Here is a 12441-nt window from a genome sequence, read left to right on the forward strand (position 1 = left end):
CTTTAGTGCAAAGCCTCGGAAATAAATAATTTTCGAGGCTTTGTGCTTTTATACTAGATCCAGTCATTTCGTATAATACAAATTAGTTTATTTTGTATAGATAAATATTTATATTAGTTAGCCTTAAATAAGGGAACGGAATACGTTTATATTAAGGCATTAACGCATACTCAAACTTCTTATAACAATGACTAATGATACGCTCATTACATTGAAACCATTCCAAAACGTTGGGATGGCTTTCTCAGGTGGTGGCTTCCGGGCTGCATCTTATGCATTAGGTACACTAAGTTATCTGGATAACCTAAAAATCGATGGCCAATCGATAACTGACCGGATCAGTTTTATTTCTTCAGCTTCTGGTGGCACCATTGCCTCCATGCTTTATGCCAGAAGTATTCATCAAAACCTGCCATTTATCGATTTCTATCGCAAATTATACCAAGACCTTAATGGCGAGGCAATTGTTGAACATGCCCTGACTACACTAAATGATGACAACCAATGGCTGGAAGGCCCTGATAACAAGCAACGTAATCTCATCAATTCCTTTGCAAAGGCTTACGATCAAATCTTTTTCAAACAGCAAACCATGTCTGTTTTTTTTGAAAAAACCTACAAGAAAAAGATGGAGGTCTGTTTCAATAGCACTGAGTTTTACAGAGGGCTTAGCTTCCGTTTCCAGACTGATGGTACCGATAATCAGCACCAGGTAATTGGTAACAACTACCTCTGGTTTAACAATAAACAGATGGAAACCTTTAAAAAAATTAAGTTGGGTGATGTCCTGGCATCTTCTTCCTGTTTTCCAATGGGATTTGAAGCCATCGTTTATCCTTCCGATTTCAGTTATGTAGATTCTCCGGAAAAGACACTTACTGCTGCCGAATTAAGAACTGCGCTTTATTATGAAAATTACAATGAGAAAAGTTTTCCGTTATCATTTGAACCAGAAGGCGGCCTGACAGCTGAGGAAGAAAAGGATAGCCATATCGACTCCGTAGCACTGATGGATGGTGGAATCACTGATAACCAGGGACTTTCCAGCCTGATGCTGGCCGATAAAAAACGACGGAGCAGGGTGAAACCAGATCCATTTGACCTCATCATCATTACCGATGTAGCCAGTTACTTTATGGACAGTTATGAAAGTCCGTTGGTAGAACAAAAAGAAGGTTGGCAAAAAAACGACCTTAATTACTATCTGACAAAATTTAAAAGAGTAGGTAAAGCTATTAACCGTTATCCATTTGTTTTTGGAATTGCTTTTGTGATATTTGCTGCATTGGGATGGATTTTCAAGCATTCCGGCTTAAGCTTACTCTTTATTATTTTAGCCAGTATATCTGCAACCTTAACCATTTTAAGTAGTGTAGTGGCATATTCAGCAATAGGCAAAAAGCTGATTAGCAATCTCATTACCTTTAATTTAAAAGAATTCCTCTATGTCAAACTTGGTCTCCAAAAGTTTTTCTCCGCAATTATAACCGATAAATTGGTGGATTACCTGCAGTTTACCAGGTTGAATGTATTGGAGCAAATGATTAAAGCCAGGCTAACTTCAGCAATAACGATGGTATCAGATGTTAACTTAAAACAAGTAAGGCGGTTGATTTATAAGATTTTTTATGAGGATTCGCAATGGGACAACAGAAGAGTACCTAACTTTATTTATGAACTCAGCACCTATAATATCGCCGCCAGAAACAACCGCTTTAATAATCAAATGCGCTTGAAATGGCTGCCTACTCCTACCGACAAAGTGCTCTTGTTGGAAGGCTTAGAAAAAATTAACCCCATTGCTGAAATTGCTCGTTTGGCTCCTACCACCCTCTGGTTTGATGCCATACAGATAAAGGAAGAATTGCTTAAAAAAATTATCACCACGGGGCAGTTTACCACCTGCGCAAACCTTTTAGAATATGTTATTTCTCTGGAAAGAAAAAATGTTTCGTTTGATCCTGTGTATCAGGCTGAACTACAAAAATTAAAAGGGATGTTGGAACGTGATTTTATTCTATTTAAAGAAAATCCTTATTTTCTTTTTGATCAGCTTGCAGATTCAAGTACATAACGTCACTTTCTTAGCTTTGGCAAATAAATATCGGATTAAATATTAACACGAATATCGTGGTGTTGCAAGCATTATCAGTTTTAAAGCCAAGATTTATATAAAAGTTTATATATAGATCTTGGTTTTTGTTTAAAATCTGGTAGCTGTCTAAACCAATTAATTATCCTCTTCCAGACTTTACGAAATGATTATAAGCATCCAGATTAGATGTCAGAGTAATCTGTAGGATAAATAAATGTTGTTACATTTTTTGATACGTTGTTTTGGTATTGAGGCAATCCGCTTATCTTTTTATATTCAGGTCCGAATGCAGTCCAATGATTGTCACGGTCGGCCTTATTGTTGAATGTTGTTAAATACATCAGGTTTGGCATTTTGCTTCCGGAGATGACCTGACCATAAAATACCGCATTAAAATTAAGTTTCGTGAAAATGCTGATCTCCGATTCATTAAACATGGAAATTTTATTGAGGGAGAGTTTTTCCGTACTGGCTTCATAACTCCTAAGTTCATACACCCGCTCTGCTTTCGGAGATGATAATTTGGGTATTGCCGGAACAGGCATGCCTTCAAAAGCTTTTAATAGTATGGATTCAATCCTTAAGAAAGGTGCCTGGTTGAATGCTGCATTTAAATAGTCTTTACCTGCATTAAGGTAAGTTTGATCTTTATCCAGTGCCTGATCCAGTTTCACATAATGATCGATTTTTTTAAACGGAATAAACACATAAATCAATTGTTCTGAAGAATCCTTTTGAATGGGTTTAAATACTCCAACTCCTGAAATTCCGAACCGATGCAATGCTGGCAAATAAGCGTTTTCTAAATAAAAATCCACTTTCTTTTCCTGTTCGGCATCTTTGATGTGGTAAATTTTGATCTGGTAATAATATGCTTCTTTCGCTGCAAAAGAAACATTGCACAGCAATATAAGTGATGCAATAAAAAACAGTTTAATAACAGGGTATTTAAGTTTAGTCATGATAGTTAGATTATTGCTCAATATAGTAGAAATAATTTGGGATTTTCTACGTGAAATGCAATTGAGGATTAATTTTAGAGAAAGCTTTAAGTGTGATGAAGGAGCGGTTGCTTTGATATATTATAAATAATAAAGCTTATCCTGCAAATTTATAGGAAATACCTGTTATATAATGAATGGCAGCTGTTTTCAGCTGCCATTCATTATAATATTATAATTGTTCTGACGAATCGTTATGTACCCTGATGGCTTCACCAATCATCGCAACAAAGCGGTCGCCCAACTGGTCCATTGTCCGCCAGCGCACACCCTGCTCACCTGGTTCCGCATATATTACACCAATCTTCTTTTCGTTATCAAAAATCCGATAGGTACCATTTTCCTGAGGCTCAATGCCGAACGTTCCGTCTGGAGTATCCACTGAAAACTCCTGAAGCGTTGTAGCTGAATGAATTTCATTTCCCAGATTCGGGGTATTTGTTGTTTCAATCGTATCGGTAATCTCAGGAATCGCCGTTGCTTCTACTATAGGTTGTGTAGATAATTTCTCCGCATTAGTATTCTCTGAAGCGTTACGCATAGCAATTACATTACCCCTATCAAAATGATGGTGGCGATAAAACTCAGAATGTTCCGGTGCTACTGGTTCTTCTTCCACGCCTAATGCAGATGAACCTGCTATTGCAGATCTGATTTGTACTTCGGTATCTCTGGTTACCTCACCAATAATATAACGCGGCATAGCCATAAACTGGCTTTCGGTCATTACGGGTAAAATCACTTCTTTTTTATCATCTCCAAGGTTTGCATAGCCAATGGGAATCAGTATTGCTTTTTCATCATCACCAGAAATTGACTGATCAAGATCAATGATGATATACCGGATAGCATTTTGCAACGGATCAAATAATAAGTCTCTGACTTTACCAACCTGTGTACCATTTTCATCCCTTACCGGCCAGCCTGTAATATCAGTCTCACCATCAATTACCTTATAATCGCCCTGCGATAATTCTTCGAGGTTCACATATTCAATAATTCCTGAATTCATAGTTTATTTATTTTGATGGGAATCCACTTTCCCTCCCCTTTCAAACAACAGCGTAAGGAAATGGTTTTGTTTGACTCTTCTAAAGGATTCAGGGATTTTGTATTATCTTGATGTACACCCGGTATAAAATTGATTTCGTTTAGGAGTTCTCCATTAAAAACATACGCATACCCTTATTAATGCTCCATGCTCTGATGAGATGCCTTAGCGATAACCTTTGAATTTAAATACAAATTTTCTGAGGGCTTTGTTGAAACTGACGAGATGAGAAATTTGGTTTATTGTATAGTAAGCAAAAGAGTTTTTCCATTGATATGATTTCATGTTTCTTTTACGTTTGCTATTTTAAATAGAGGTATATAATTATCGTAAATAATAAATATCATGAAGCTACACTTTGATCATTGGAATAAAGGTTTTTTGATCAAAAAATAGTTGTAGATTTCCCATTAGCTTTATAGACTATTCAATATTACATTTAAAATGGTGAAATGAGCCTACAGCTGATCTAAGAAAAAGATTAACAATGTTTAAGTGTCCGTAAATGCTATTTTGAAAATCAGAAATTGAATTCAGATTTAACATGGGAAGAGTAATTCTATTACATCATCCCGATTTTAAATAGATGCCAGTACAAAAATGAAAAGAATTATATTTAAGTTTTGGTTAATTAACATTTTAATGAGTATTGCGTTATTCGTTACTTTTAGAATAGTAATTGCAGAAACAAATCACGCTGATGGAAATTTTCTTGAATCGGTTTTACAAATTTTAGATATACTATTAAACTTAGCGTATTCATTTATATATCTCATTGCAATGGCTTTTTGTTCGTTTGCTCTTTTTCTAAATCTGATAAATAAAATTAGAAATAATCTTTATCTATCCTTATTAACATTTTTAGGAATCCCATTATTTTGTGTCATTTTTATAATTATAACCATATTAACTGACAGTCTTTTATACAATAATACGGTTACTATATTCAGAAATATTTTAATTTTTTCAATAATTTATCTCTTTTTTACAACTTTAGAATTTTTAATATTCAGAAGAAGAATTAACAAATTCCGAACTGAATGAATAACAACTAAGGTTTTTGCGTCGGGCGGCTGATTGCAAAATTTAACAGTAATTTTTCAATTGAATCATAGCTTTTGTGCTATGATTGCCCGCTCCAACGTAAAGGCCCGAAACGTTGGCTAATGTTATAAAAATATGAGACCTGAAAGAGAATTTGCTGTTACAGCTTGTAAAGAATTAGAAGAGAAATTGTCTATATACGGTTTTAAAACTTTATCTAAAGGATTGCTTTTTAAGCGAAAACTTAACTGTGATATTACACAAGAAATTGCTTTCCAAATAAATTCCTATTTTGATATTATTGTTCATATATCAATAAGTTCTGAAACAGTAAAACGATGGAATAAAGACAACTTTGAAGACGAAAGTGGTATTATGGTAACAAATCAATTAGGATATTTAACACCATTACAAAATTGGAAAACTTGGAATATTATGAAATCTGAAATTGCAAAAAAACAATTTAAGGAAGAATTCTTATATCAAATAGAGGAATACATATTACCATTTTTTGAAAAGTTTAATAATATCAATTTACTTATTGAAGAGCTTATAGAAAATAATGGTTCTTGGACAAATTATGATAAAAGAGGACAAGTATTACCAATAGAGACAGTTTTAAGTTATAAAACCGTTGAAGATGGACAGCGTTTACTCAATAACTTCCTAAAAGAAAACGTTGCATACCTTAAACAAATTAGGAAACATAAATTACATGAAATGATAGAATTTGATTTTAAATATTCAGAATTTTTTGGGGCAGTTGAATTTAAAAAAGCATCCCAAAAAGGATTAACAATAAATGAAATCAGCTAACAAGGATTTTTCCTCAGGCTGGCTGAATGCAAAATTCAACAGCTGTTTTTCATTTTAACTTTAGTAATAATATCGACTGTTGTGCTTCGATTTGACTTCATCGAACTTACGTTTCACATCCGGAGCAAAGCCCAAAAACGTTGTATGCTATGCTAAATAACCGCATTATACGAACACACCTAAATAAAAGCAAAAAAATGAACGAACTAAAAAATAATTGCTTCCTATATCTAATAATTATAATTTTCCCTTTTGCATCTGTCTCTTGTCAAACCAAAAATGAAAAAGAATTTGTGCAGTTTGTTGTGCAACCTGAAGCTGAAATTGGAAAATCTATTGATTTTACTATTCATTTCGAAGAAAAGCCAGATAGTATTTGGAGTAGTAATACGGAAATTAATGGCTTGGAATTGACCGATAAATTAGATAGGACATTAAGCAAAATAAAAGAGAGTGAATTGACGGGTGACAACGATAAAGTCATTAAGACATTTTATTCTTTTTATACCTATGCAAAACCTACAAAACTTGGTAAAATTGAATCCCCTATTTTGTCGGTAAGATATAAAGGGAAAGTATATAAAACTACGCCGTTTTCTATTAATGTGGTAGAGAAAATTAAAATCGACCAAGATGCCGTACAAGTAATTTGGTCGACAGAAAAAAAGACATATCATAAAACTGACACCATTAAAATCAGTCTTTATGAATATTCAAAATTTTCACAAACAAAAAGAATACATTCTTCTCCTAAAAACCTTTCGCTGACAGGAAAGGAAAACAAAATAAATGTTAGTGTTGAAGAAACTATCGACAATATTGCAGGAATAGATGATTTTGAAAAATTGATTGAACAAAAATTTGAAATTGTAAATGTTGATTGGAATATGTTCAATAGCAGACAATCAATGGGAAAAGTAGAGAATGAACTTTTTATTAAAACGTTAATTTTAGAATTAAGTCTTCTATCAAAATCAAAGGGCACATTTCAAATAGGACCAAGTAATTACGATTTTTTCATCCACAAAAGTAATACGGACTATTTCAATAAGTTTGTTCCTAATGACAAAGGAAGTTATAACGTAACTGAAGATGGTTCAACAACATTAAAAATAAAATCGAATACATTAACAATCAAAATAGAATAAAGCACAATATACAACAAGGCTTTGCGTCAGGCGGGCTGATTGCAAAATTTAAGGGCAGTTTTTCAATTGAAATTTGGTGATGGTAATAGAATACCCAGAAAAGTATTTTACCATGATATGTTTCAGTCTTGTACTGTTGAACAATAGTGTATTTTCACCTCTTGTCTTGTACAAATACAAATAAATCATTGAGGTGAAAAAGTTCTTTAAGTGTTATTTAGGTAACAGTGTTAAGATACTGTGATGCTAATATTCGAACTCATTGTTATCTAAATTTATTAAATGTTTAATAAAAAATATTTTATGCGTGGTTAAATTGCTTAGATGTCGTTAAACGTTGTTAAGGCCAATGATTTCTCATCTTTTTTTTAGAATTTTGAAAAAATTAAAAATGAGGAACAAAAAATAATACAAAATAACAGAGTAATATTAAAATAAAAAATATTTATAACTACCTAGAATTCAATAACTTATTTGTTTTTGTTTTGTTTTAATATGATAATTTACTTTCCAATACAAAACTTCGTGAAAATATTCTCCAGCAAATCGTCAGTTGTAACTGTCCCTGTGATCTCACCTAAATAATGTAGCGCCTGCTTAATATCCATTGCCAGAAAATCAGAAGTTACCGGATTGTCTACATTATCAAGCACTCTTTGTAATGCATTTTCAGTTTGTTTAAGCGCTTCCACGTGGCGGATATTGGTAACCAAAGTCTCGCTAGTGTTAATGTGGTGCAGATTCACTTGTTCCAATAAAGTAGTTTTTAGCTCATCTATGCCCACTTTTTCTCTGGCAGATAAGAAAACAACCTCTAAAGCTTCAAAAGCTTTTCGCTGTTCAGCAGAAATTAAGTCTGCCTTATTAAGTAAAATCAGATAAGGAATTTCCAATTGTTTCAAACCCCTTACCTGCTCTTCAATTTCGGCAGTTGTTTGGACAGGGTCGGCCATATAAATAATGAGTTTGGCCTGTTTCATTTTTTCAAGGGTGCGCTCTACGCCAAGCGCCTCGATAATATCAGCTGTATCACGGATTCCGGCAGTATCAATAAAACGAAAAACTACCCCGCCGATGGTGAGTTCATCTTCAATGGTATCACGGGTGGTACCCGCAATATCAGAAACGATGGCCCGCTCCTCATTTAATAAAGCATTTAAAAGGGTCGATTTACCTACATTCGGTTTTCCGGCAATTACAATCGGAACCCCATTTTTAATCACGTTACCCATTTCGAAAGAAGAAATTAATCTTCGCAGCACATGGTTAATTTTATTCACTAAAATGGTAAGCTGCTCGCGGTTGGCAAATTCTACATCCTCTTCCGCGAAGTCCAACTCCAGTTCAATCATTGAAGCAAAATGAATAAGCTGTTCACGTAAAGCCTTGAGTTCATTTGCAAAACCACCACGCATCTGTTGCATGGCCACATCATGCGAAGCTTTAGAATTTGAAGCGATTAAATCAGCTACTGCTTCCGCCTGACTCAAATCAAATGCACCATTCAGGAAGGCCCTTAAAGTAAATTCCCCAGGTTTTGCAGCCCTCGCTCCTTTGCTGATGAGAAGGTTAATGATCTGCTGAATAATATAATTAGATCCATGACAAGAAATTTCAACCACATGCTCTTTGGTGTAGGATTTAGGTGCTACAAATAAGCCAGCTACCACTTCATCAACAATATGATCACCATCTTTGATCAAGCCAAAATGAAGGGTATGTGAAGCTTGCTGCGCTAAATCCTTTCCTGCAAAAACTTGATTGGTAAGAGAAATGGCATCAGGTCCTGACAGGCGAATAACGCCGATAGCGCCCGATCCTGAAGGTGTTGATAAAGCAATGATGGTATCTTGATCGTTCATGTTCAATTTAAAAAATGTAAAATTAAGGCTAATTAACGGCTTTATCGTGTTTGAGAAGTAATTTTTCCATCGAAATAGAAGATGAGATTACAACTCTAAACCGCTAACCTGCTAACCTACCTAACCTTCTAAATATTTAACCTTTCAACCAACTTACCACCTCCCGTAATCTAACGCCTCCCCCTAAACATTCCTTTTGTGCTAAATAAAAACATTTCCTTAAGGTGTGTGTTTAGACATCAATCAGATAAACCATATATGACAAACAATTTTCCGCTAACTGTAAGGCGATCAATCGAGCTCCTCGGATTGATGGCTCTTGTGACCGTTATGGTCATTGCAAAAGATATTATTATGCCGATGTTGATGGCATTTTTTATCAGTATTATGCTGCTTCCAGTATATCGATTCCTCAAAAGAAAAAAAGTTCCTGAAACATTATCCATTGTTTTACCCATTCTGCTGGTTGCGCTTTTTGTTGCTTTAATTGTATGGTTTTTCTCCAATCAAATTGGAATGCTGGTTAAAGATTTCCCTCAAATTAAGGCCAATGTTACCCAACACATTAACTCATTAAGCGATTGGGTGAGCAGGATTACCCACTACAATGATAAACAGCAAAAAGCTTTCATTCAAGATAAAAGCGATGATTTAATGAATATGGGCACCTCATTGGCTGGTGGTGCAGCAGTTACTTTAAGTGGGATATTTGTTTTTATCGGGTTATTGCCCATTTACATTTACTTAATGCTTTTCTACAAAGATATTTTATTAAGATTTATCTTTATGTGGTTCAAAACCGATGACCATCCAAAGGTTAAGGAAGCCATTTACGAAACGGAATCAATCATTAAAAGTTACCTGATCGGATTATTAATCCAGATTACTTATATGACCATCTTGTTAGGTGGAATATTAATGCTAATTGGCATAAAACACGCTTTGTTAATTGGAGTGATCTTCGCCATTTTAAATTTAATCCCTTATGTGGGTGCCTTAATCGGAAACCTGATCGGTGTGTTATTAACCTTGACCTCTTCTCAGGAATTATGGCCGGTAATCACCGTTTTGGGCGTTATTGCTCTTGTTCAGTTTTTGGATAATAACATCCTGATGCCTAGAATTGTAGGTTCAAAAGTTAAGATCAATGCGCTATTTGCCATCCTCGGTGTATTTATTGGCGGAAGTATCGCAGGGATTTCCGGAATGTTTCTGGCGCTCCCAATTGTTGCGGTATTGAAAATTGTATTCGATCGTACGGAATCATTCAAACAATGGGGTGTGCTTTTAGGTGACGAAAGACCTTCACGAAGTCCGATGACATTTCCTGCCTTTAGAAAAAAGAGACCAATAGAAACTAAATCTGGTTTAGATAAATAATTAAATTAATTACCCATAAAATATGAAAAAGATAAGCCTGACCATTGCAATTTGTAGCATTTTATTTTCTGCCTGTAACAGTTTTAAAAGTAAAGAAAAAGCTGTCGGGAAGCAAGATACGACCTTGCTAACAGAAGCAAAAGCTGAAAAAAAGATGGATCCCATAACTGGAAAATTATCGGTAATTGGTCAGCCTAAACTTGGCGGCCCCATTAACATGAGATTTTCAGTTTATAATAATACAGATACCGTTGCGAAATTTTGCATCTGGCACACACCCTTTGAAAGATTGATGAGTAAATATCTGGATGTTGCTTTAGATGATTATACTCCTATTGATTATAAAGGTGCAATGGCAAAGCGAATCATGCCTCCTCCCGCTGATAGTTATAAGAAATTAAATGCCGGAGACAGTACCAGTGCAGATTTTAATCTGGCAGATGCTTATACAATTACAAAGGCGGGAAATTATACCATTAAATATAATTCGGCTACCGTGAGTGGGATTGTTGTACCCGATAGCGTAAAAATTTACATCGGCAATTAAGGTCTGATCTTATTTGTTAACCATAGAAGCATCGTTGATTAATTTTAGCGATGCTTTTTATTTAAGCTCAGATTTTTACTTTTCTCTCCTCCAGGTAAAAATGCCAAAGCAACATTACCGCCAACGTTCGGTATGGTTTCCAAATATTTGAAATTTCCAACAAATCTTCCTTTTTAGCATCTTTTGGTAGTTTCTTCAAACTCTTGACGGCATTCACTACGGCGAGATCTCCTATCGGAAAAATATCGCAGTGATGTAGTGTAAAAGCGAGATAAATATCTACCGTCCAGTCTCCTATTCCCTTAATGTTTTTAAGTTGAATGCGGATATCATTAGCGGGAAGTAATGCCAATGCACTTAAAGATAAAGCTCCATTAATTATTTTCTGCGCCAGATCACGGACATATATGGTTTTTTGGCGACTGAAATAACAAGCCTTTAGTTCTTCATCATTGAGCTGCAGAAAGGATTCAGGATTAATTTCTCCAATTTTAGCTTTCAGTTTATTCAATGCCGCCAACGCTGAAGCTAGTGATACCTGTTGTTCGAGAATGATATGCACCAATGATTCGAAAGTATTTGGCCTTGACCAAAAAGGTGGATAGCCATATCGGTTCATAATACCTGCTAGATCAGGATCTTGTTCTGCCAATAAATCGCAAAGCTGATGGTAATTATTTAAATCAAAAACCTTAACCATAAGTACCTTACTTGAACAAAATATCATAGGCGAACCTTAATATGGTTCCAAAAACAACGATTAAGAAAAATACACGGACAAATTTATTCCCTTTGAGTAAAGCTAGACGGGTTCCAAAATAAGCCCCGCTTACATTAAAAAGGGCCATAGGCAAAGCGTACTGATAAAGAATGTGTCCGCTATAACTAAAATAAATAATCGCAGCCAAATTGGTTGCCATATTCACAATCTTTGCATGTGCGCTAGCACCTATAAAGTCAAACCCCAACACGGCGATAAAAACCAAAATTAAAAAAGATCCTGTTCCCGGCCCGATCAAGCCATCATAAAACCCAATAACCAGCCCAAAGAGTGCAGCCATAAGTACCTGCTTTTTTACAGAATGATTTTTTTCCTGATGAATGCCAAATTGCTTGTTGAAATAAGTGTAAAGCGCCACCAAAATCAGTACAACCAGAATGATGGGCTTAATTACAGTATTATCAATCCGGCTGACCAAAAATGCGCCTAAAAGTGCTGCAATAAATGCCATCGCAGCACATATTGATAACACTTTATAGTTGAATTTAACTTGTTTAGCATATTTGAAAGCCGCCAAGGTGGTACCTGCTAGAGAAGGAATTTTGGTGGTTCCTAATAAGGTGGCCACCGGATAATGTGGTAAAATGAGTAAGGTGGCAGGCGTTTGCAATAAACCTCCGCCACCAACAATAGCATCTATAAAACCTGCTGCAAAAGCCACCAGGCAAAGTAAAATCAATTCATTTATCAAGAAATATCTTTTTTAGATCACCACC

Annotated in this window: 10 protein-coding genes; 5 read left to right on the forward strand and 5 right to left on the reverse strand. The window is 35.1% G+C overall.

All coding sequences use genetic code 11. The annotated features are described in order from the left end of the window. Positions 1–187 precede the first annotated feature (187 nt). Positions 188–2074 (forward strand): patatin-like phospholipase family protein, encoded by a 1887-nt coding sequence (locus tag EV200_RS16415; protein WP_132534568.1) that lies wholly within the window; start codon positions 188–190, stop codon positions 2072–2074. Between the two features lie 203 nt (positions 2075–2277). On the opposite strand, the gene EV200_RS16420 is transcribed toward EV200_RS16415, so the two are convergent. Beyond that, positions 2278–3057 carry an NIPSNAP family protein gene (locus EV200_RS16420; protein ID WP_132534569.1) on the reverse strand — a complete coding sequence of 260 codons (780 nt, stop codon included), beginning with the start codon at positions 3055–3057 and terminating at the stop codon, positions 2278–2280. Positions 3058–3268: 211 nt separating this feature from the next. Then, a complete protein-coding gene (locus EV200_RS16425; RefSeq protein WP_132534571.1) occupies positions 3269–4108 on the reverse strand; it encodes a PRC-barrel domain-containing protein in 840 nt (279 codons plus the stop codon). 1218 nt (positions 4109–5326) lie between these two features. Here EV200_RS16425 and EV200_RS16435 point away from each other — a divergent pair. Together EV200_RS16435 and EV200_RS16440 are read left to right on the forward strand one after the other, a co-directional pair. After that, positions 5327–6007 (forward strand): hypothetical protein, encoded by a 681-nt coding sequence (locus EV200_RS16435; protein WP_132534574.1) that lies wholly within the window; start codon positions 5327–5329, stop codon positions 6005–6007. A 197-nt stretch (positions 6008–6204) separates the two neighbouring features. Next, the gene (locus tag EV200_RS16440; protein WP_132534576.1) at positions 6205–7155 is read left to right on the forward strand and encodes a hypothetical protein; all 951 of its coding nucleotides are present in this window, start codon (positions 6205–6207) and stop codon (positions 7153–7155) included. Between the two features lie 503 nt (positions 7156–7658). Here the strand turns inward: EV200_RS16440 and mnmE are convergent. After that, positions 7659–9017 (reverse strand): tRNA uridine-5-carboxymethylaminomethyl(34) synthesis GTPase MnmE, encoded by a 1359-nt coding sequence (gene mnmE / locus EV200_RS16445; RefSeq protein WP_132534578.1) that lies wholly within the window; start codon positions 9015–9017, stop codon positions 7659–7661. Between the two features lie 258 nt (positions 9018–9275). Here mnmE and EV200_RS16450 point away from each other — a divergent pair, with 258 nt between their 5' ends. Both EV200_RS16450 and EV200_RS16455 read left to right on the forward strand, forming a co-directional pair. Continuing rightward, positions 9276–10397 carry an AI-2E family transporter gene (locus EV200_RS16450; RefSeq protein WP_132534579.1) on the forward strand — a complete coding sequence of 374 codons (1122 nt, stop codon included), beginning with the start codon at positions 9276–9278 and terminating at the stop codon, positions 10395–10397. Between the two features lie 22 nt (positions 10398–10419). Beyond that, positions 10420–10944, forward strand: coding sequence for a protease (locus tag EV200_RS16455; protein WP_132534581.1), 525 nt, complete (start codon positions 10420–10422; stop codon positions 10942–10944). A 67-nt stretch (positions 10945–11011) separates the two neighbouring features. Here EV200_RS16455 and EV200_RS16460 read toward each other — a convergent pair whose 3' ends face one another. Then, positions 11012–11644 carry a DNA-3-methyladenine glycosylase family protein gene (locus EV200_RS16460; RefSeq protein ID WP_132534583.1) on the reverse strand — a complete coding sequence of 211 codons (633 nt, stop codon included), beginning with the start codon at positions 11642–11644 and terminating at the stop codon, positions 11012–11014. A gap of 7 nt (positions 11645–11651) precedes the next feature. Then, positions 11652–12416, reverse strand: a complete 765-nt coding sequence (locus EV200_RS16465; RefSeq protein ID WP_132534584.1) for a sulfite exporter TauE/SafE family protein — start codon at positions 12414–12416, stop codon at positions 11652–11654. Positions 12417–12441: the final 25 nt, after the last annotated feature.

The sequence above is a fragment of the Pedobacter psychrotolerans genome (genome assembly GCF_004340665.1).
Taxonomy (GTDB): domain Bacteria; phylum Bacteroidota; class Bacteroidia; order Sphingobacteriales; family Sphingobacteriaceae; genus Pedobacter; species Pedobacter psychrotolerans.

What these genes read in the sequence shown, in the direction of transcription:
- EV200_RS16415 (WP_132534568.1), top strand. Translation starts at nt 188, where the DNA reads ATGACTAATGATACGCTCATTACATTGAAACCATTCCAAAACGTTGGG.
- EV200_RS16420 (WP_132534569.1), bottom strand. Translation starts at nt 3,057, where the DNA reads ATGACTAAACTTAAATACCCTGTTATTAAACTGTTTTTTATTGCATCA.
- EV200_RS16425 (WP_132534571.1), bottom strand. Translation starts at nt 4,108, where the DNA reads ATGAATTCAGGAATTATTGAATATGTGAACCTCGAAGAATTATCGCAG.
- EV200_RS16435 (WP_132534574.1), top strand. Translation starts at nt 5,327, where the DNA reads ATGAGACCTGAAAGAGAATTTGCTGTTACAGCTTGTAAAGAATTAGAA.
- EV200_RS16440 (WP_132534576.1), top strand. Translation starts at nt 6,205, where the DNA reads ATGAACGAACTAAAAAATAATTGCTTCCTATATCTAATAATTATAATT.
- mnmE (WP_132534578.1), bottom strand. Translation starts at nt 9,017, where the DNA reads ATGAACGATCAAGATACCATCATTGCTTTATCAACACCTTCAGGATCG.
- EV200_RS16450 (WP_132534579.1), top strand. Translation starts at nt 9,276, where the DNA reads ATGACAAACAATTTTCCGCTAACTGTAAGGCGATCAATCGAGCTCCTC.
- EV200_RS16455 (WP_132534581.1), top strand. Translation starts at nt 10,420, where the DNA reads ATGAAAAAGATAAGCCTGACCATTGCAATTTGTAGCATTTTATTTTCT.
- EV200_RS16460 (WP_132534583.1), bottom strand. Translation starts at nt 11,644, where the DNA reads ATGGTTAAGGTTTTTGATTTAAATAATTACCATCAGCTTTGCGATTTA.